The 19,580-nt window shown below is 72.9% G+C and carries 16 protein-coding genes and 1 pseudogene; 6 read left to right on the forward strand and 11 right to left on the reverse strand.

Annotated elements, in window-relative coordinates:
- Positions 1 to 9: 9 nt before the first annotated feature.
- The 3 genes from PSD17_RS07115 to PSD17_RS07125 form a co-directional block, all read right to left on the reverse strand.
- Positions 10 to 1,524 carry a long-chain-fatty-acid--CoA ligase gene (locus PSD17_RS07115; RefSeq protein WP_339122195.1) on the reverse strand — a complete coding sequence of 505 codons (1,515 nt, stop codon included), beginning with the start codon at positions 1,522 to 1,524 and terminating at the stop codon, positions 10 to 12.
- The gene (locus PSD17_RS07120) at positions 1,521 to 2,867 is read right to left on the reverse strand and encodes a WS/DGAT domain-containing protein (protein ID WP_158703498.1); all 1,347 of its coding nucleotides are present in this window, start codon (positions 2,865 to 2,867) and stop codon (positions 1,521 to 1,523) included. Before PSD17_RS07120 ends, PSD17_RS07115 begins: the two co-directional genes overlap by 4 nt.
- A 118-nt stretch (positions 2,868 to 2,985) precedes the next feature.
- Positions 2,986 to 3,927, reverse strand: a complete 942-nt coding sequence (locus PSD17_RS07125; RefSeq protein WP_199796728.1) for an alpha/beta fold hydrolase — start codon at positions 3,925 to 3,927, stop codon at positions 2,986 to 2,988.
- 348 nt (positions 3,928 to 4,275) lie between these two features.
- On the opposite strand from PSD17_RS07125, the gene PSD17_RS07130 reads away from it, so the two are divergent.
- Positions 4,276 to 4,536 (forward strand): acyl carrier protein, encoded by a 261-nt coding sequence (locus tag PSD17_RS07130; RefSeq protein WP_199796729.1) that lies wholly within the window; start codon positions 4,276 to 4,278, stop codon positions 4,534 to 4,536.
- A gap of 124 nt (positions 4,537 to 4,660) precedes the next feature.
- On the opposite strand, the gene PSD17_RS07135 is transcribed toward PSD17_RS07130, so the two are convergent.
- Positions 4,661 to 5,320: a hypothetical protein gene (locus PSD17_RS07135; protein ID WP_339122196.1), complete on the reverse strand. Its 660-nt coding sequence runs from the start codon at positions 5,318 to 5,320 to the stop codon at positions 4,661 to 4,663.
- Between the two features lie 561 nt (positions 5,321 to 5,881).
- On the opposite strand from PSD17_RS07135, the gene PSD17_RS07140 reads away from it, so the two are divergent.
- Together PSD17_RS07140 and PSD17_RS07145 are read left to right on the forward strand one after the other, a co-directional pair.
- Positions 5,882 to 6,880: a rod shape-determining protein gene (locus tag PSD17_RS07140; RefSeq protein ID WP_339122197.1), complete on the forward strand. Its 999-nt coding sequence runs from the start codon at positions 5,882 to 5,884 to the stop codon at positions 6,878 to 6,880.
- A 47-nt stretch (positions 6,881 to 6,927) separates the two neighbouring features.
- Positions 6,928 to 8,574 (forward strand): N,N-dimethylformamidase beta subunit family domain-containing protein, encoded by a 1,647-nt coding sequence (locus PSD17_RS07145; RefSeq protein WP_339122198.1) that lies wholly within the window; start codon positions 6,928 to 6,930, stop codon positions 8,572 to 8,574.
- Positions 8,575 to 8,610: 36 nt separating this feature from the next.
- Here the strand turns inward: PSD17_RS07145 and PSD17_RS07150 are convergent, their stop codons facing one another.
- Positions 8,611 to 9,465: a DMT family transporter gene (locus tag PSD17_RS07150; RefSeq protein ID WP_339122199.1), complete on the reverse strand. Its 855-nt coding sequence runs from the start codon at positions 9,463 to 9,465 to the stop codon at positions 8,611 to 8,613.
- A 124-nt stretch (positions 9,466 to 9,589) separates the two neighbouring features.
- Here PSD17_RS07150 and PSD17_RS07155 point away from each other — a divergent pair.
- Positions 9,590 to 9,994: pseudogene (locus tag PSD17_RS07155) on the forward strand (polysaccharide deacetylase family protein); the annotation flags it as partial.
- 90 nt (positions 9,995 to 10,084) lie between these two features.
- Here the strand turns inward: PSD17_RS07155 and PSD17_RS07160 are convergent.
- Genes PSD17_RS07160 through PSD17_RS07170 form a run of 3 tightly spaced genes read right to left on the reverse strand, consistent with a single transcriptional unit; the run spans position 10,085 to position 13,748 of the window.
- On the reverse strand, positions 10,085 to 11,371 hold the full coding sequence (locus PSD17_RS07160; protein ID WP_339122200.1) for an MGDG synthase family glycosyltransferase: 1,287 nt from the start codon (positions 11,369 to 11,371) through the stop codon (positions 10,085 to 10,087).
- Positions 11,372 to 11,386: 15 nt separating this feature from the next.
- Positions 11,387 to 12,862: a bifunctional DedA family/phosphatase PAP2 family protein gene (locus tag PSD17_RS07165; RefSeq protein WP_339122201.1), complete on the reverse strand. Its 1,476-nt coding sequence runs from the start codon at positions 12,860 to 12,862 to the stop codon at positions 11,387 to 11,389.
- Positions 12,863 to 12,872: 10 nt separating this feature from the next.
- A complete protein-coding gene (locus PSD17_RS07170; protein ID WP_339122202.1) occupies positions 12,873 to 13,748 on the reverse strand; it encodes a phosphatase PAP2 family protein in 876 nt (291 codons plus the stop codon).
- A gap of 80 nt (positions 13,749 to 13,828) precedes the next feature.
- Here PSD17_RS07170 and PSD17_RS07175 point away from each other — a divergent pair, with 80 nt between their 5' ends.
- Positions 13,829 to 14,359, forward strand: coding sequence for a BlaI/MecI/CopY family transcriptional regulator (locus PSD17_RS07175; protein WP_013676920.1), 531 nt, complete (start codon positions 13,829 to 13,831; stop codon positions 14,357 to 14,359).
- Between the two features lie 211 nt (positions 14,360 to 14,570).
- On the opposite strand, the gene PSD17_RS35315 is transcribed toward PSD17_RS07175, so the two are convergent.
- On the reverse strand, positions 14,571 to 15,026 hold the full coding sequence (locus PSD17_RS35315; protein ID WP_379653113.1) for a hypothetical protein: 456 nt from the start codon (positions 15,024 to 15,026) through the stop codon (positions 14,571 to 14,573).
- On the opposite strand from PSD17_RS35315, the gene PSD17_RS35320 reads away from it, so the two are divergent.
- Complete coding sequence (locus tag PSD17_RS35320) at positions 15,010 to 15,498, forward strand: M48 family metalloprotease (RefSeq protein ID WP_379653114.1); 489 nt, start codon at positions 15,010 to 15,012, stop codon at positions 15,496 to 15,498. The genes PSD17_RS35315 and PSD17_RS35320 overlap by 17 nt on opposite strands.
- 80 nt (positions 15,499 to 15,578) lie before the next feature.
- Here PSD17_RS35320 and PSD17_RS07185 read toward each other — a convergent pair whose 3' ends face one another.
- Positions 15,579 to 18,407, reverse strand: a complete 2,829-nt coding sequence (locus tag PSD17_RS07185; RefSeq protein ID WP_339122204.1) for an FtsW/RodA/SpoVE family cell cycle protein — start codon at positions 18,405 to 18,407, stop codon at positions 15,579 to 15,581.
- A gap of 107 nt (positions 18,408 to 18,514) precedes the next feature.
- Positions 18,515 to 19,057 (reverse strand): hypothetical protein, encoded by a 543-nt coding sequence (locus PSD17_RS07190; protein ID WP_339122205.1) that lies wholly within the window; start codon positions 19,055 to 19,057, stop codon positions 18,515 to 18,517.
- Positions 19,058 to 19,580: the final 523 nt, after the last annotated feature.

Genomic DNA, 19,580 nt, shown 5'->3' on the forward strand with positions numbered 1-19,580 from the left:
GGTCGAGGCTCACAGCGCACGCTTGAGAATCTTGTCCCCGACCCCCTTGGGCAGGGAGTCGCGGAACTCGACCGAGCGCGGGTACTTGTAGGTCGCCATCCGCTCCCGGACGAACTCGATGATCTCGTCCTCGGTGGCGCTCATCCCTTCGCGGAGCGAGACGACCGCCTTGGCCTCCTGGCCGAGGCGCGGGTCCGCGATCCCGACCACGGCGGCCTCCCGGACGGCCGGATGGGTGTGGAGCACGTCCTCGACCTCGCGCGGGTAGACGTTGTAGCCACCGCGGATGATCAGGTCGCTCTTGCGGTCGACGACGAACAGGAAGCCGTCCGGGTCGACGAAGCCGAGATCCCCGGTGTGGAACCAGCCGCCGGCGAACGCCTCTGCCGTCGCGTGCGGTCGGCCGCGGTACCCGCGCATCACGTTGACGCCGCGCACGAGGATCTCCCCCACGTGCGCGTGTCCGGGAGGCAGCCTCCGGCCCGCGTCGTCGCAGATGCGGACCTCCACGCCGTAGACCGGCTTGCCCACGCTGTAGACCCGCCTTTCCTCGGCGCTGACGTTGAAGGTGGTGGTGGACGCCGTCTCGGTCAGCCCGTAGCCCTCCAGGACGACGACCCCGAACTCGTGCTCGAACTCGTCGAGGACCTCTGCCGGGATGGGGGCGCCGCCCGAGATCCCCACCCGCAGCGACGACGTGTCGCGGGCGTCCCGGTCCGGATGGGCGAGAAGCGCGATGTACATCGCCGGAACGCCCTCGAACACCGTTACGCCGTCGCGCTCCACCACCTCCAGCGCCCGTCCGGCGTCGAAGCGCGGGAGCAACGTCATCGTCGCAGCGAAGCGGACACACACGTGCAGCTGGCTCGACAACGCGTAGACGTGGAAGAGCGGGAGTGCGACGAGGACGACGTCGTCGTCGCGGATACCGAACAGCCGCCCGGGTGTGTCGGCGTTCATGAACAGCTGGAAGTGCGTCAGCTCCGCGCCTTTGGGCGCGCCCGTGGTGCCCGCGGTGTACATGATCACGGCGACGTCGCCGGGCTCGCGCTGCTCGAGCACGGGGCCGTCGTCGTGGACGAGGAAGGCCCCGAACGGCAACGCCGAACCGACGCCCGCCCCGTCGCCGGTGTCGCCGAGCACCACCACGTCGCTCACGCCCGCGTCCGCAGCTCCCTTGGCGGCCTCCGCCGCGACCGGACCCCACGTGATCAACGTGCGGGCTGCGGAGTCGCCGAGGACGTAGGCGACTTCGCGCGCCTTGAGCAGCACGTTCACCGGCACGACGACGGCGCCGGCCTTGAGGATGCCGAAGTGGGCGATCGCGAACTGCGGCACGTTCGGCAGCTGGATCGCGACGACATCACCCGGGCGGACTCCGTGCCGCACCAACCCGGCGGCAAACCTGTCCGTCGCGGCGTCGAGATCGGCGTAACTCAGCCGCTCGTCGTCGAGCACGATCGCCGTCCTGTGCGGGTGGGCCTGCGCGGACTCGCGCAGCATCATCGCCAGGTTCAGAGTCATCTCCCGCTCCTCTCGACGTCGGGCGTGGACCCCGACGCGGGCATTCCGGCCGCTCTCGCCGCCTCCGCGGTGAACGCATGCACCAGTACGTCGGCGTCACCGACCAGCCGACCGTCGGTGCCGAAGCCGACGAACACCTGCCTTGCGTAGCTGAACACGCAGGCCGTCACCGCCTGGTCGCCGCTGCACGGTGCCCAGCCGACGCTGCCCAGCACACGGGTACCGCGCAGGTCCATCGGGCAAGGAGGGCCGGGAACGTTCGTCAGCACACCGATCGCCTTGTCGGCGAAGAAGCGGGCGATCGGATCACCGATGAGAGCCGGCGCCGTCCCGACGACGCGTTGAGTGCCCGCGGTCAGCCGCGCTTCCCACGAAGCCCGGATCCGGCTGACCCGCTCGTGGACGACGCCGACCCGTTCCGCCAGGTCCCCGTGCAGCGGGAGCACCGCGAGGACGAGCGAGAACCGGTTCCCCAGCCGGGTCGGCAGCGCAGGATCGAACGGGTCGAGGTTGACCGGGACCATCCAGGCGAGATCGTCGGGGCTGCCACCTCGCCGGTCGAGCACCCGACCGACGGCACCACCCAGGATCGCGAGCAGTACCTCGTTGACGGTCGCGTCGTGGCGTCGGGCGAGTTCTGCGAGTGCCGCGAGCGGGATCGGCGCGCCCCAAGCGGCGTACTTCGCCGTACCCGCGCGTCCCGTCCAGGCCGTGTGCGGGTTGGTCCACGACAGCAGCGTCGCGACACACGACGCGGTCCGGAGAGCCGTACGTGTCAGGTCGACCGACGCCTGCAATGCCCGTCGTGGGTCGAGCAGATCGTGAACGCTCCACGTGGTGTCGGCTAGGTGGGTCCCGGCCGGGGTGAGGTCCTCGTCCGGCTCGGCCGGATCGAGCAGGTCCACCATCAGCTGGGTCAACCGGATTCCGTCGGCGACCGAGTGGTGGACCTGCAGTACGACGGCACTGCCGTCGCCGTACGGGACCATCCGGACGCGCCATGGTGGGTGGCGCCGGTCGAAGCCCTCCGACCGCAGGCCGCCGACCAGCGCCTGCAGGCCCGCCTCGGTGCACGACGGGCCACTGCAGTCGAGATGGTGCGCCAGGTCGAAGTGCGGGTCCTGCTCCCACTCCGACCGCAACGGCCACGCCCTCAGCACGGGCCTGCACCGGAACACCGGGTGCCGCTCAAGCATCCGCTCGACCAGGACGGCTCGGAGATCGGCACGGTCCACCGGGGCTGCGGTCCACAGCACGGAGACCACCGACATGACGTTCTCCGGGCGGTCGAGCCGCAGCCAGACCGCGTCGTCGGCCGTCATCGGGATTCGTGTCGGTGTCATCGTCCCCACGGTCGTCGGACCGACGCGGCCCTCCCAGGGTCGAAGGACACCGTGCGGCGACGCCATGGTCCTGCCTCGACGACGGCGTCGACCAGGTGGCCGCCGGCCCAGCCCGACGTCAGCGCCCCGCGTCCCGCGTGACGTCCTCCGCGGTGACGAACTCGGCGAGCCACGTCAGCACCTCGTCGACGAAGCGGTCGGGCACCTGCAGCTGCGGTACATGACCGACACCCGCGAGCTCGACGTACGTCCAGCCCGGGTTGTCACCTGCTGCGGCCCGGGCGGCGCCGACCGGTACGAGCGCGTCCCTGTCTCCGTGCAGGAGCAGCACCGGCACCTCGATCGTCGCCATCGCCGCGCGGTACTCGCCCGCCCGGATCAGCACCCACGCGAGGGACCGCGCAGCGGTGAGGAAGGCCCGGTCGACACCGGCGACGTCCTGCCGGCGGGTGATCATGGCCACCGAACGGTCGATCAGGTCGGTCGGCACCTGCCGCGGATCGACGCCGCACAGTCGGAGCATTCCGTACACCATGGATCGAGGCCCGATCCGCCGGCGCCGGGCGGCGGTCAGGAACTCCCCCACCCCCGGCAGCAGTGAGACGGCGAAGACCGCGTCGACCGGAGCGGGAAGGCGGCGGCGCGACGGCAGCGCGGGGTCCACGAGCGCCAGCGCGGCCACCCACTGCGGCGACCGCTCGGTCATCAGGATGCCGATCATTCCGCCCATCGAGTTGCCGATCACCACCACCGGTCCGCCGACGACGGCGTCGACGAACCTCTCGAGCAGCCGGACGTTGGCGGCGACGGTGGCGAGGCGCCCGCCCGGCGCGGACAGCCCGAACCCGGGCAGGTCGACCGCGACCACGCGATGGCTCAGGGCGAGGGTCGGCGCTACCAGGTCCCAGTTGAGGTGTGACCCCCCGAGTCCGTGCACCAGGACGAGCGCGGCACCATCCCTTCCCCCGTAGTCGACGTAGTGCACGGGCCCGCCGAGGTCCACGGTCAGGCTGCGGCCGGGAGACGGTGTCGTCGGTCCGTCGTTCGAGGCGTCGCTCACACGTTCGACGGTAGGAAGCGGCGAACCGTCGGTCAGGGGCCGGACGGCCCCACCGGACAGCCCGACGGACCTTCGCGGATGCGCCCGACCCGCCCGTCCTCGCCCGCTCGTCCGGGGTTGGCCACGGGCGGTGTCCCGGTCGTCGCCAACGAGCTCACGTGCCGTCCTTCCCGCGGTTCGACGGACCTTCGGCCCATGAGCGCGTCCGCGCGGCTGAATACCGTCGCTGTGGAGGTGGTTCTCGGGGCCCGACGACCCAACCGCAGCCGAGCGCTCGGGCCGGGCAGCCGCCGCATTTCATCCGCGCCGTGGCCGCGACAGGAGCACGGATGCTGAGGAGGCACAACGATGCGCGAGACCGGCCAGGACCTGAGCCCGGACGTCGCCCGCAGGATGGTGATCGATGTGCTCGGAAGTATCGCCCCCGGGCCCCAGCTCGATGCGCTGTCACCCGACGACGACCTGCGGGAGACGCTCGGGCTGGACTCGTTGGACTTCCGCAGTCTCGTCGCCGGGGTTTCGGAGCGGAGCGGTCGCCGGATCGAGGAAGACGACTACGAGCGGCTGACGGATTTGAACGGGTGGATCAGCCTGCTGACCGAGAACTGAGCCGCCGCCTGTCCGGGGAGCAGGACCGACATGCAGCAGGTCCGCACTGGACTCGATGGATCGCATCGACCGCCCTCGATGACTGATATCTGCGGTCGAGCAGCGCCGACGCAAGGGGCGGCCCTTACGGTTCGCGGTCCGCGCGATCGCGCTCCAGGCCGAACGCGATCGCACGTACCAGCGCGATGCTCGCGTCCATCTCGCCGATCGCCTCCTCGAGCCGCCGGCGGACGACCCCGTTCGTCGAGTCCAGTGCAGCGCCCAGTCGAAGCCCGACCGCGAAGAGCTTCTGGACCACCTCGTCGTTGAGAGCTGTGGCGATACGCAGATCCTCAGCGGCGATGGCATCGCCGACGGGATCAGAAGCCTTCCTGCCGCCACGCGGCGGGACAGGCATCAGCGCCATGTGCGCTTCGCTCCCGCAGCGACCGCAGCGCGCCGTCGCTGCGACTCCGAGAGCCACCTCGAGCAGCATCTGGGGCGCGACCGGCTCGGTACAGTGTGGACACCTCGGGGGGCGGTCGCACCACGGCCGGGCGTCCGCACCCGCCTCCGCGAGGTTCGTCGCCGTGTCAGCGAGGACGCGCCAGGATTTTGCAGCCATCCGATGGTCGAACTGAATCGGCGGCCGCCGGTTCTCGGCGAGGAGGTCGTTCTGGCGAGCCAGTTCTTCGCAAGTGTGCCCGAACTGGTGCGCGAGGTCGCTCAGCCGGCTGCCGAGCTCGACCGCTCGGTCCTGTGCGTCCTGAACTCGCTGCACCACGCCCTCGGCTTCGCTCCCCATCGCACCCCTCACGCGACATCTCTGTGACTCGTCAGAGTTCCGCCGCCACTGAACGAAGTCAACGCGGCCATCAGGACGCCGACCCGAAGCGACAACGTGCGTCGCATCACGCCGTAGCGGACGAACAACGCGGTTGGGTAGGCATCCGGGTACCCGACCGGGGGAATACGCGAGCTCGGTAGCCCGTCCGGATGGCCACGCCGACCTCACGCCCACCGTCGCGGTGCTGCCGTCTGTCGCGATCCGATCGGTGCGCAGATCGGGCAGGCGGCGTCATGCGGATTTCTCGGACGCGAAGCCCGCAGGTGCAGCCGCACTCCTGGCGACCGGTCCATACGACCCGGGCCGTAAGACCCTCCTCTCCAGGCCTGCGGACGACGCACCATCGAGCAGAACGATGACGAGCTGCACCGGCCACCACCCGGCCCTGGGGAGCGGACGGGTGGCCCCCGCCGGGACGGCGTTCAGGGGGAACGCCGTCCCGGCCCGGCCCCGGGCGCGCTTCTGAACGTGGAGAGGACGCGGAGATCCGGCGCGGACCGGGGATGTGGGGGTGCGGACGTGGGATGGAGTGCGGCACAGTGGGGTCTCGACGTCGGCAGCGGCAGCACCGTCGTCTGTGACACGGGCAGCGGCCTCCTGCTCGACGAGCCGTCGGTGATGCTCGAGATGCCCCACGGTGGGGGAACCGGCATCGGTCGCGACGCGGCCGACCTGATGGAGCGACTGCCGTCCGCGGCAGGCGCGGTCCGACCTGTGCGCGCCGGTGTGGTGACCGATCTGGACACCGCACGCCGCTACATCCGCGCCGTGGTGCGCCGCGTCCTTCCCCGCCCCTGGCAGCGCACCCGCCTCTCGGTCGCCGTCGTCGTACCCGGTGCGGCGAGCGCCCTGGAACGGCGTGCTCTCGTCGAAGCGGCCGAGGAAGCAGGAATCACCCGGGTGGTGGCACTCGCCGCGCCGGTCGCGGCCGCCGTCGGCTGCGGGCTGGACCCGCTCGACCGGCGGGCTCACATTGTGGCCGACGTGGGTGCCGGCACCGCGGAGATCATGGCCGTGTGCTGCGGAGAGGTACTCGCCGTGCGATCCACGCACCAGGCGGGTGAGGCGCTGAGTGCCGTCGTCCGCCGCCATCTGCGGGTCGAACATCGGCTGCTGACGAGTCCCGCCATGGCCGAGGCGCTGACCCGACGCGTGAGCCTCGCCCAGGCCGACGCGCAGCTCGCCGTCACCGGACGCGACATCGAACACGCTCGCCCCCGGTCGGTGCAGATAGCGGCCGCCGAGCTCCAGGACCTGATCGCCCCGCATGTCGCGGCGATCGCGGGGGTGCTCTCCGGCTGCCTGGACGACCTGCCTGCACAGGCGGTCGACGACATCGCCGCCGACGGCGTCCTGCTCGTCGGCGGCGCGTCACCCGCCCGCGGGCTCAAGGCGGCGCTCGAGTCCGGTCTCGGCCTCCCGGTCAAACAGGCCGAGAATCCCGTCACCTGCATCGCCGAGGGTGCGGCGCGGTCGCTGCTGCTTCCCGACGTCCGGTCCGTCTTCGGCCGTCGCTGAGGTGATGGCGTGCCCTGAGGTCGGCTGCTCGGCGGTAGGGTCCGGCGGTGGCTGACGGGAGTCGACCGCGGGAGTGGCCGGCTGACGCGACGGTCGCGTACGGTCCGTCGCCGCTGCGCAGGCTGATTCGCCTCGCGGTCGTCCTCGGGCTGGTGGCAGTCGTGGCCGGTTGCTCGCCGGCAGGCGGTGGTGGCACGCGCGCGGTTCCCGGCCCCGGCACGTCGGCGCCACCGGCGGTCGGTCCGGTCGCGGGCACGCCCGGCTGGCAGCTGGCGCACCCGGGTCCGGAGCACGCGATCGAGGGCTTCGCCGACAGGACGAGCGTCACGCCCGGCGAGCGGGTGCGGCTGTTCGTCTCGACCACTGCGTCGAGCTACCAGGTCACGGCGTTCCGGATCGGCGACTACGCGGCCTCCGACGCGCTGGCGGTCTGGACCTCGTCCCGCGTGGCCGGCGGTGTGCAGGCGCCCGCGGTGGTGCAGCCGTCGACCGACACCGTCGTCGCACCATGGAACCCCTCGTTGACGGTGGGCACCGACGGCTGGCCGCCCGGCGACTACCTGCTGCGGCTCGACGGGGACAGCGGCGCCCAGCAGTACGTCCCGCTCACCGTGCGCACCCCGTCGAACCAGGGGCGGGTGGTCCTGGTCAACGCCGTGACCACCTGGCAGGCCTACAACCGGTGGGGCGGCTACAACCTCTACAAGGGTCCCGACGGTCGGCGCGAGAGCCGCTCGCGGGCGGTCACGTTCGACCGCCCGTACGAGTCCGGGATGTCCGGCGCCGGGCAGTTCCTGCAGTTCGAGCTGGCCTTCGTGCGGGTCGCGGAACGGTCGGGTGCGCCGCTCGGCTACGCCACCGACATCGACCTGCACGCCGACCCGCACCTGCTCGACGGCGCCCGGGCAGTGGTGACGCCGGGGCACGACGAGTACTGGTCGACGGCGATGCGGACGGCTGCGACGCAGGCCCGCGACCGCGGGGTGAACCTGGCCTTCCTCGGCGGCAACGAGGTGTATCGGCACATCCGGTTGGCGCCGACGACACTGGGTGCCGACAGGCTCGAGATCAACTACAAGTCGGCCGGTGAGGACCCGGTCAGCCACACGGATCCGGCCGAGTCCACCCAGGACTGGCGCCAGCCTCCCGACCCGCGCCCGGAGAGCGTGCTCGTGGGCGGCTACTACAGCTGCTTCCCGGGGCGGGCCGATCTGGTCGTGGCCGAGCCCGGGAACTGGCTGCTCGACGGCATCGTCCGGGACGGGGAACGGCTGCCGGGCGTCGTCGGTGTCGAGTACGCCAGGGTGAACCTGTCGGTCCCCACGCCGCGGCCGTTGGAGGTGCTGTTCCACTCCCCCGTCACGTGCGGCACCACCCGTCGCAGCGAGTTCTCCGACGCCACGTACTACACCACCGCGAGCGGCGCGGGCGTGTTCTCCACCGGCACGCAGGACTGGGTGTGCGGGATGGACCCCGACTGCAAGGGCGGTGGGGAGGGCGGCCGCGTCGCGCAGGTGCTCGCCGCGATCAGCACTCGGTTGCTGCAGCAGTTCGCGGCCGGCCCCGCGGGCCTCGCGCACCCCGCCCACGACAACCTGGCCCGCCTGGGCATCGACGGCGCGGCCCGCGCTCCCGACCCGCGGCTTCCCCGGACGGCCCGGCCGAGCACTAGCGCAGCGTCGTCGATCCGGTGACACTGCCGGACCCGGCCGATCACCCCCTGGCGTCGGTCACGGTCCGGGGCCGTCCGACGGGCCTGCCTCGCTGCTCGTCTGCATGACGAGCAGGGCGACCCCCGTCAGGGCTCCGGCGAGGCCCACCGCCTGGACCACCCCGGTCGGTCCGGAGAGCACCGCCTCGTCGAGGACGAGAGCGCCGAGCAGGACCCCGACCGCGGGCTGGGAGACGGTCAAGGCGGCGAGGGAGGGCCCGAGCGCGCCGGCCTGGAAGGCGACCTGGGTGATCAACACACCCGCCAGACCCAGCGCGCAGCCCGCCCACAGCTGCCACGTTCTCCCCAGTACCCCGAGAGCGCCCGCGGCGAGCAGGGGCAGCCACGCCTTGGCCAGCGCGGCCGACAGCGAGAGAACCGCGCCCGCGATCGTGCCGAGGCCCGCCGCGCGGGCCGGTGGCCACCGCGTCAGGCCGTACGCGAGGGCGACGAGCACGAGCGTTGCGACCACCCCGGACGCCCAGTGCGTGCCCGTCGGTGACGTCGGATCGCGCGGCAACGTCACGAGGAACGCGGCCAGGCCGACGACGGTGACCGAGGCCGACACAAGTTGACCACGACGAACGGGCCGACCGAACAGCGGCTGCAGCAGCAGGCCCACGACGAGGCTCAGGACCAGCACGGGTTGGACCACCGTGAGCGGACCGACCGACAGGGCGAGCAGATGCAGGCCGACGCCGACCAGGTCGACGACGGCGCCCAGCAGCCACCACGGCTGCCGGAGCAGGTCCCGGACCAGCGCAGGGTGCAACGGGAACCGGCGCGCCACGAGGTTCGCGCCGTGGTGCTGCAGTACCGCTCCGACGCCGAAAGCGGCGGCGGCGAGCAGCGCGATGAGCGCGGACGCCACCATCAGGTCCTCCGCATGGATGAGCTCGTGCCGGGTGCGGCAGGCTTGCCGTGTGTCACATCGAACCGCAGCCATCGGGCTGGCCGCGGCGCCGCTGGCCGCGACCGCCGCCTGGGCGTCGCCCGCGATGACGAGGTCACGGCTGCTCCGCACGGTCGGTTTCCCGCGACTGGCGGGCCGCGGCGACCGCGGGCACGTCGCGTTGACCTTCGACGACGGGCCGCATCCGAAGGGGACCCCCGCGGTGTTGGAGGCTCTGGCGCGGCTCGATGTGACGGCGACGTTCTTCTTCCTGTCGGCGCAGGTACGACGTTTTCCCGAGGTCGCCGCGGCGGTGCGCGACGCGGGTCATGAGCTCGCCGTCCACGGCGACCTCCATCGCAACCACCTGTTCCGTTCGCCGGCCGCGGTGCGGCGCGACATCCGCTCGGCCGTGGAGATCATCGGCGCGGTGGGCGGCGAGCCGCCGCGCTGGTTCCGTCCCCCGTACGGCGTGCTGACGACGAGTTCGCTGTCGGGCGCTCATGACGTCGGCCTGACACCGGTGCTCTGGACCGCGTGGGGTAGGGACTGGACGAGCGGCATCAGTGCGCGCCGGGTGGCCGACACGGTCGCTCGCCAGTTACGACCCGGCGGCACGATCCTGCTTCACGACTCCGACGTCACCGCCGAAGCGAGCGGGACGTGGCGCGGCACGGTCGGCGCCCTGGACCTGATCGCATCCGAGGTCGAGGCGCTGGGCTGCCGGCTCGGCACACTCGGTCGGCACTTCCGCCCGGACACGTAGTGCCAGCAGATCGATGATCACGGCGGCGGCGTCGAAGCCGGCGTGGACGGCGCGTCGATCCCCGGACCGGCCGATCCGGGTCCGGACCTCGGCGAGCAGGCTCGCGCCGTCGCGTGGCCACGCCGCAAGACCGGCGGCCTCGAGCACCCCGGCGTTGGCCCGGCCGTGGCCGGGGATCGGGCGGAACGTCACCGTGGGCAACCCCATCGTGAGCGCCTCGGTCACCGCGAGGCCGCCGGCGTTGTGAACCAGTACGTCGGCCGAGCCCATGATCTCGGCGACGTCCGTCCGCCAGCCCAGCGCCACGACGCCCGGCCGGCCGCGCAGTGATCGGCGGAGTCGGGCGTTCCGTCCGCACAACACGACGACCTCGACGTCGCTGCCGGGGCTGCGCAGTGCCCTGACGATCTCCGGCACGTCACCGATGCCCAGTGACCCGGCCGAGACCAGAGCGACCGGCCCGTCGGCGGACAGCCCGAGCTCGGCTCGGACCTGACGTCGGCGCACCGAAGGACAGGGGCCGGAGAACGCCCGTCCCACCAGGGCGCCGACGTGGCGCATGGGGGTGCCGTAGAGCCGCAGGCCGAGGTTAGCCGTCGCCTCGGTCACCGTGAGGTGATGGTCCACCGCCGGATGCACCCACAGTCGGTGCACCGCCGGGTCGGTCAGAAAGGTGACCACAGCCGCGTCGAGTCGGCCGGCCGCCTTGAGCCGGCCCAGGGTCTGGCTGGCCATCGGGTACGTGGAGACGACGACGCCGTAGCCGTGGGCCGTCCAGCGCCGAACCCGGAACCCGGCCCAGCCGCACACGGCCAGTGCCACTGCCTGCACCCATCCGGGACGCTCCAGCCGCCTGAACAACCACTCGAAGAACCCGGGCGCCCTACCGACGCTGATCGGGTAGCCCTGCCGCAACACGAACCCGACCCACCGGGGAAGTGCGTCGAGGAAGTCGCGCCGGTCGACGCCCACCCCGGCACGCTGCAGCCGAGCGGTCAGCTCCGCCGCGGCGCCGTCATGCCCGGCGCCCACACTCGCGGAGATGACGAGCACCCGTTCACGACCGGTGTCACCGCGACGCGCGTCGTCTCCGGACGGGACCTGCGACCGCACCACCGACATCGCGTTCGATCCCCGTCACCCGACCGCAGCGGGGCACGGATGCGCCGCCGCACGCTGGTCCGACCTGATCGCCCCGCGCACCCGCTGCCGATGTTCCGTCTCATCGGCCCACCAGGGCCCGACCACGAACGAGGACCGCGAGAGTGTGGGACCGCTGTCGTTCGTGCCGGCTCGAGCTCTGCGGAGCCTGCGGCCACCTTCCGTGAGCGCAGCGGTCAGTGGCGCTGCGACCGCGCAGGCCAGGAGGGCCCAGGCGAGCCCGAGGATGACGCCCGCGACGACGTCGCTCGGGTAGTGCACGCCCAGGAGTACTCGTGACGACGCCACCGCGGTCGTCGCGACGACCGCGATCACCACGGCCCACGTTCCGATCCGCTTCCCGGGCGAGCCGCGTCCTCGGGCTCCCCTCGGGGGAGAGTGCGGCCGACCGAGGGCGAGGAGGGCGATCGCGCCGTAGACCGCTGCTGTGCCACCGGCGTGGCCGGACGGGAAGCTGAACCCGCTCGCGGTGGTCAGGGCGGGCTCGAGGCTGGGCCGGGCACGCGCCAGCAGGTGCTTGACGAGGGTCTCGCTACCCAGCTCACCGAGCCTGGCAACGGCGAGGGCCACCACGGGGACCCACCGGCCGCGGACGGCGAGCACCACACAGACGACAACGGTCACGACATCGACCGCGACGGGGCTGCCGAGGTCGGTCACCACACGCGCCGCCGCGGCCACGCCGGGATGAGCGAGCAGCGCAGCATGCCCGGCTGTCACCATCGACGTATCGATCGCGATCAGCGGCGCCCAGTGCGTCCCTACCGCGACGGCCAGGGCGGCGAAGAACGCGGCCAGCAACGTCGCGGTGAGCACCATCGCGCGGCGCGCCGACGTCCGAGCCGTGGCGCGGATGCGGCGGGTCACGAGCACGGCGACCACCAGGGCGAGTGCGGCGAGCACGTAGCGCTCGTAGCGGTGGAACTGCGCGTAGATGGTGCCGAGATGGTCGCCGGCGAGGTAGCCGATGCTCGCCCAGGTTCCCACCCAGAGGGCGGCTCCGAGGAGGTTGAACACCAGGAACCGCCGCCACGGCATGTTGGCCAGGCCCGCGACGACGCCGTTGATCTGGCGAAGCCCTTCCACGAAGCGGGCCGCGACGACGACCTTTCCGCCGTGGCGGCTGAAGAACCGCTCGGCGCGGTCGAGGCGCGCATCGGTGATGCCGACGTGGCGTCCGAACCTGAGCACCAGGGCGCGGCCCCCGAAGTGCCCGATCGCGAAGCCGACGTTGTCGCCGGCCGTTGCCGCGACCACGCCGACCGCGACGACCGCGGCCAGGTTGAGCCGGCCGGCACCGGCGTACACGGCCGCCGCGATCAGGATCGTCTCGCCCGGGGCGGGGACGCCGAAGTCCTCCACGAACAGCAGCGCCGCCACCGCGAGGTAGCCGTAGGAGTCCAGGAACGGGGCGAGATCGCCGAACACGCCGGGCAGCATCGGATCGCTCATGATCGGACCGTCACGAGCCGGGGCCGTGGTGAGAAGTCCAGGGCGACCCCCCGACATCCCCGCGCCGCGCCTCGGGTTCGGCGGAGCTGCGGTTCTGATCCGGCACCGGTCCGGGCGCGCCGTCAGGTGCGGGCCCGGCTCCTGCCGCCGAGGGGTGCGAGACCGGCGGGACCACCCCGAGCAGGCGCCGGGCGGGCGTGCCGGCGGCCAGCGACACCATGGCGAACAGCAGGCGGCGCACGCAAAGGTAGCCGAGCACGCTGACGGCGGCTCCGACGACCAGCCCTGCGGCGACGTCCCCGGGCCAGTGCGCCCCGACGAACACGCGCGCGAACGCCATGCTCAACGCCGCCACGACGCTCACCCAGCGCAGCCACCGCGCACCGACCGTGCGGTCCGCCCGCAGCCAGATGCCCGTGGCGGTGGCTCCGGCCATGACCGCGTGGTCGGACGGGAAGGAGTAGTCCGTCGAGCGTGCCGTGAGCACGGTGAGCTGCGACAGCACGGTGTACGGGCGCGGCTCGTGTGCGGCCGCGACGAGCAACTGGTTGACCCCGACCGCCAGCAGCACACCGAGCGGAGCCCAGAGGGCCGCCACCAGTCCGTCGATCCGGGCGGTGCGCCTCGCCAGCCACAGGTTCGCCAGGAGCAACGCGACGAACACGGCGACGCCGTAGGAGGCGACCCCGGACACCGCCGGCGCCGCCCATCCGGTGTGTGCCGCCCAGCGGTTGATCTCCTCGAACCACTCGATGTTCACCGAGCCCGGCAACCCGAACGCGCCGGCGGGTACCTGAGGCACCGGGAGGGGAACGACTGCCGCCCCGACGGCAGCCCCCGCGGCCTGTCCCACCTCGGTGGCGGACAGTGCGTCCGTCCACGTCATTCCCGCACCACCGAGACCCCCCAATCCCACAGCTTCTCCTACGTGACTGTAGGAGCCATCTCCTACGTTACTGTAGTTCTGTGGGACGACGCGAACCGGACGGAGACGTCATCGACGACGACACCGAGGGGCGCGCCCGGTCCGCTCGGGTGGCGGGGCCGCGCCGGCCGGCCGGCGAGCTGGAGAACGAGGTGCTGGCGGTGCTCTGGGCCGCCGACACCGCGCTGGTGCCGGCCCAGGTGCAGGACGCACTGGGTCCGGGGCTCGCCTACAACACCGTGCAGACGATCCTCACCCGGCTGCATGCGAAGGGGGCCGTCGAGCGTGAGCGTGCCGGTCGTGCGCACGCCTACCGTCCGGTGCTCGACCAGAACGGTCTGACCGCACGACAGATGCGAGGCCTGCTCGACCGCGGAAGCGACCGGACCGCAGTACTGCGCCGGTTCGTCGCCGAGCTCGGCGGCGAGGACGAGGCCGTACTCGGGGAGTTGCTGCGCCGGACCGAGTCGACACCGCGTGAGTCCGGCGGCTCGGCACAGCCCTCATCGGTCTCGCACGACCCGGCCCCTGAGACCGCGCGCCCCCGGCGGCGCCGGAGCTCCTCGCCCTGATCCAGGAGCGCCTCATGCGACTCGACGTGTACGTGCCGGTCCTCGCTGCGCTGCTGTTCGGCGTCGCGATCCGGCCGCTGTCACGGCTGTGGACGCCCCGCGCGGGTGCGCGCCTGCTGGTCTGCGCCGGACTGGTCAGCGCGAGCTGCTGGGTCTGGGCCCTCGGCCTGCTGGGCTGGACCCTCCTGGGGCAGATCCCGACCGTCGCCCGCTACGGGGAGTGGTCGGTCAGCGTGTTGCACAGCGTCGATCCCGTCGACCCGGCCGTGGCCTTTGCCGCGATCGCAATCCTGCTGTCACTGACCGTACTCGTCGCGATCACCACGGTGCGCCGCACGCGTGCGTTGCTGCGCAGCTGCGCACTCGCTCGGAGTCTCGCTCCGGCCGCTCGCGGCGACCTGATCGTCCTGCCCGACGACGCCGTCGAGGCCTTCGCACTGCCGGCATTCGCACTGCCGGCGTTCGCACTGCCGGCGTTCGCACTGCCGGCATTCGCACTGCCGGCGTTCACCGTCCCGGTCTTCTTCCGACGCCTGCTCACGTCGTCGAGTCGGCCACGGCCCACCGGTCCACGGACCACCGACCCCGGACGCCGGCGCCTCGTCCAGCGGCGGTCCCGCGGGGGCGGCAGCGTCGGTGCGGGCCACGTCGTGGTCACCAGCGGCATGCTGAGGGCCTTGGACCCCGACGAGCGGCGCGCCCTGTTCGCCCACGAACGCGCTCACCTGCTCGGCCACGACCACTGGTGGCTGCTCACCGCTCAGTTCTCCGCGGCGGTCAACCCGCTGTTGTCACGCCTCCCGGCGACCGTCGACTACCTCCTCGAACGCGCCGCCGACGAGCACGCCGCCGAGGTCGTCGGCGAGCGCCGCCTCGCCGCGCGAGCCTTGGCGAAGGCGGGGCTCGCAGTCCTCCGGCAGTCACCGACCGAGATCGGGCTCAGCCGCGGTCTCGCACTCGGCTACGGGACCTCCGCCGTCAGTGCACGCGTGGCCGCGCTGCTCGACCCCCCGCCCCGGTTCCGCCGGTCCGCGGTGGTCCTCCTGGCCGTCGCCGCGGCCGTCGTGCTCGGCTGCGCCATCGATGCCGGACAGGACGTCGAGCGCCTGTTCGAACTCGCGATGCTCGGCCCGCGCTGACGCTCCGACGGGCCGCGCCGCGCGCAGCTGTATCTGGCCCGCCACCGCAGGCCCGGCAGCTGCCGGCGACGCGGTTCGCGTCAGGGTGGCGGCGCCGCCAGGTACCCGCTCAGACCGTCCACCACGATCCGGCCCGCACTGTTGGCACCCTGCCCCGGACCCTGGACCAGGCTCGTCACCACCACCGTCGGGGCGTCCAGCGGCGCGGCCACGGTCGTCCAGTTGTCGTAGCTGCCGGCCCGCAGGCTTCCGTCCTGGGCCGTGCCGGTCTTGGCCCCCGAGTCCACCGGCAGCGGGGCGAGCCATCCGGCGGTGCCGGACCGCACGGCGGCACGCATGCCGTCGCGCACCGGCCCGAGCGTGGCGGCGAACGGTAGCGGCCGTGCCGGCGACACCGGCACCGCCGTCGTCGCACCGCCCGGGGTGACGACGGTCAGTCCGAGGTGCGGCGTGACCAGCAGACCGGTGCTGACCGCCGCCGTCCAGCGGGCGTTCTGCAGGGGCGTGACCTGCAACGGGCCCTGGCCGATACCGAGGATGACGGTGGTACCGCCGTACCACGGCTCCCCGGTGTCCGGACTGCCGAGGTAGCCCGCCGCCTCGCCGGGGAGGTCGATCCCGGTCGGCTCGCCGACGCCCAGGGCGCGGGCGGTGTCGATGATCGGACCCGGACCCATCCGGGCCGCCAGCTGGTAGAAGTACACGTCGTTCGACCAGCCGATGGCCTGTGGCAGGTTCATCGGGCCCATCGGACGCCAGTTGGCGAAGGTGTGGCCGCCCAGGGTGTAGCTCGCCCCGGTCGGGACGACCTGCATGGGTGGGATGGTGCCCGTCACCATGTCGGCCGCGCCCACCACGAGTTTGAACGTGGAGCCCGGTGGCACGGCGACCTGGGTGACGTGGTTCAGGCCGGGGCTGCCGGGGCGTGCGTCGAGGGCGGCGAGCGCGGACGCGTCCACCGGCGGGCCGTAGATGTTGTCGTCGTACGACGGGAGGCTCGCCATGGCGAGGACCTGGCCGTCCCGCGGATCCATCGCCACGGCCGCCCCGACGGCGCGGGGGTCCGGCTGGCCCGCGAGCGACACCTGCAGCGAGTCGGTGAGCCGCCGCTGCAGCGGCATATCCAGGGCGGTTCGCAGGTCGGCGCCGGGGACCGCAGGCAGTTGCGGGCCCGGGGCCACCGGCACGCCGGCCGGGGTCACGTACCAGCAACGCCGGCCGTCGACACCCCGCAGCACGGCGTCGTAGGTCGCCTCCAGACCGAGACGGCCCACCACCGTCCCTGGTGCCAGAGACGGATCCCGGGCCGTCTGCTCGGCCGTGGCGACGCCGACGAAGCCGAGCACCGGCGCGAGGAGTTCTCCCGTCGGGTAGCTGCGGCGCGCCTCGTCCGTCACGATCACGTCCGGCGACCCGCGCAGCACCCCTGCTCGACCGGCGGGAGCCGTGCCGACCTCGAGGTCGAGCGTCGTCCCCGGTGCCGCGGCGACCGCCGCGCGCAGCTGGTCGAGCGGACGGCCCGTGACGTCGGCGACCAGTTCGAGCTCCGCGGGCGTCACGAGCGCGGGGACCACACCGACGGCTGCGGAGCCCGTATCGGTCGCCGCGGAATCCTGCGCCAGGACCGTGCCGTCGCGAGCCGTGATCTCGCCGCGGGGCGCGGCGACCCGCAGGCAGCGCACCATCTGCTCCTGGCCCGCGGCCACCAGTGACGGCCGCTGCTGCGCCTGGACCTGCCCACCCGCAACGGCGAAGGTCACGAGGACCCCGGTGAGCACCAGCGCGGAGCTCTGCACGAGTCGGGGGCGCAGCCGCCCGGGCGCGGCCCACAACGCGCGCCGCGCCCCGTCCCGGCGCACCCCCAGGACGGTGCCGATGGCGGCGAGATGCACCACCATCGCCGTTCCGCCGTTGCTGACCAGGGGAAACGGAACACCGGCGAGCGGCAGCAGGCCGAGGTTGCCCCCGACGGACACCACGACCTCGGCACCGATCAGGACCGCGAGCCCGCCCGCGACGAGCGCACCGTGGCTCGTGCGGGCTCCGCGCGCCGCCGTCGCGAGCCGCCAGACCAGGACGAGCGCCGCGACGAGGACCGCGAGGCCCGCAACCCACCCGAACTGCTCGACCAGGCTCGCCGGCGCGAGGTCCGAGGAACGCTCGGGCAGGTAGCGCTCGAGAACATCGGTGAGGGGATGACCCGCACGCCCGAACCACCCGCCGGAGGCCACCGCGATGCGGGCCTGCGACGCGGCCCAGCCGGCGCCCCCGGCCGCCTGGGACGAGCCGGCCAGGAAGCTGCCGAGACGCTGGACCTGGTACGGCCGCAACAGCCCGACGGCGAGCGGGGCCGCCACTGCGGCAGCGGCCGCGACCGGCAGGAGGAACCGGGCGGGCACCCGCCCGATCACCATGAGCGCGACGACGACGACCACGAGCAGTGCGGTCGTGCTCAGATCCGGCTGCAGGACCGTCAGCACGATCGGGACCGCCGCCACGACGAGAGACCCTGCGAACCGTTGCCAGGCGGGCCGGGCGGAGGCCAGCAGGGCCGCGACCAGCAGGAGCAGGCCCAGCTTCGCCAGCTCCGACGGCTGGAAGGTGAACGCGCCCGCGTCGAGCCACCGGGTCGCGCCCTTCGTCCGGTTCCCGAGCAGCGGGACAGCGGCGAGCATCACCACGGCGACGGTGTAGCTGAGCACCGCGAGCACCCCGAGCACGCGGACGCGCACCCGGCGGGACGCGAGCAGGAGCGCGAACCCGGCCGCGGCGATGCCACCCTGCCTCACGGCGGTCCCGACGCCCCCGACGGCCGCCAGGTTCGCGAGGCCGATGACGACCAGCACACCGGCGGCGAGGATCGCCAGCACGTCGAACGTCGGTTCCCCCGGCAGCCGCCACCGCGGCACCCGGCGCCGCCGTCGCTCGGACGCCCACGCCGACACCCGCCGGTTGCCCCACGACCGCGTACGGCTCCCCCGCAACCCCTGCAAGGCCACACCCCCCGAGTGCTCGATCAGGAACCACAACGCTCGGCGGCTGACACCCGCAGCGGGGGCCCCGCCGCAGGCGCGGGCGCTGTCGTCGACGCCGTCAACGCCGTCGCGGCGGCTGCGGGCACCGACACCGCGATCACGGCGTCGATGCGGTCCGCACCCGTGGGCAGAGCCGCGGTGCCCGTGCCGACCGTCTGCACCTGTCCGGTGCAGAGATCGTGCGCCTGCACGACCCACGACACCGTCCCCGTGCTCCCGGCGTCGACGAGGACCTGGACCCGGACCAGACACCGCCCACCACTCGTGCACCCCGGAAGACTGCGCAGATCGACCGCGCGCACCGGCCCGCCGACGGCCGGCACCGGGACCTCGGGAAGGCTCGGCAGCGGCGCGGCGACGGGAGCCTCCACCCGTGCCGGATCCCCGGGCGCGGCCAGCACGAGCGCGACGTCCGCCGTGATCCGGTCGCCGAGCAGCAGGAACTCGAGCGCCACGAGCGCGGCCACCACCAACGGCCACGCGAGCCACGGCCCCCACCGACGCCTGGGTCGCGCCCTGGTCATGTCGCTGTGGGGAGCGACGCCCCACAACCGGGCCGGGCCGGCTTCGGCGTCGGACGCATCAGGTCGTGCCGTCGGAGTACGTGGCGAGGATCGCGCGGAGCCGCTCGACGAATCGCAGGGACCGGTCCTGCCCCCGCGTCCTCCCACGACTTCTGCGCGAGACCGACCCGCATCACGATCCCGGTGACACCCCACTCGACCGCCAGGCGCAGGACGTACGGCGGATCGGAGGTAGCCGGGTTGGCGGCGAAGTCCCGCGGTCCGTGCTCCGAACCTCGGTCATGGTGCAGGGACAGTGTGTTTCCGTTGCGCAGGCCGTGCTCGTGCAGGACGTGCTTCAGCCGCGTCTGCGTGCCCGGCGACATGCCGATCTCGTGCAATCGTGGCCTACCGGTCGTCTTCATCACCGAACCTCCGGACATCTCGCCCCGCGCGGTGCCCCGGCAGCCGAAGGTGTGCGCTCGCGTCGCGGCGTACGGCCCGGCCGCGCGACCGGCCCCGACCCCCGTGGTCCCCCCCCCCC

Source organism: Pseudonocardia sp. D17 (genome assembly GCF_036984265.1).
Lineage (GTDB): Bacteria > Actinomycetota > Actinomycetes > Mycobacteriales > Pseudonocardiaceae > Pseudonocardia > Pseudonocardia benzenivorans.

Coding starts and splice junctions, on each gene's coding strand:
- PSD17_RS07160 (WP_339122200.1), bottom strand. CDS start 11,371: ATGTCGGTGGTGCGGTCGCAGGTCCCGTCCGGAGACGACGCGCGTCGC.
- PSD17_RS07190 (WP_339122205.1), bottom strand. CDS start 19,057: ATGACCAGGGCGCGACCCAGGCGTCGGTGGGGGCCGTGGCTCGCGTGG.
- PSD17_RS07165 (WP_339122201.1), bottom strand. CDS start 12,862: ATGAGCGATCCGATGCTGCCCGGCGTGTTCGGCGATCTCGCCCCGTTC.
- PSD17_RS07120 (WP_158703498.1), bottom strand. CDS start 2,867: ATGACACCGACACGAATCCCGATGACGGCCGACGACGCGGTCTGGCTG.
- PSD17_RS07150 (WP_339122199.1), bottom strand. CDS start 9,465: ATGGTGGCGTCCGCGCTCATCGCGCTGCTCGCCGCCGCCGCTTTCGGC.
- PSD17_RS07135 (WP_339122196.1), bottom strand. CDS start 5,320: ATGGGGAGCGAAGCCGAGGGCGTGGTGCAGCGAGTTCAGGACGCACAG.
- PSD17_RS07130 (WP_199796729.1), top strand. CDS start 4,276: ATGCGCGAGACCGGCCAGGACCTGAGCCCGGACGTCGCCCGCAGGATG.
- PSD17_RS35315 (WP_379653113.1), bottom strand. CDS start 15,026: ATGCCGCTGGTGACCACGACGTGGCCCGCACCGACGCTGCCGCCCCCG.
- PSD17_RS07115 (WP_339122195.1), bottom strand. CDS start 1,524: ATGACTCTGAACCTGGCGATGATGCTGCGCGAGTCCGCGCAGGCCCAC.
- PSD17_RS07170 (WP_339122202.1), bottom strand. CDS start 13,748: ATGACGTGGACGGACGCACTGTCCGCCACCGAGGTGGGACAGGCCGCG.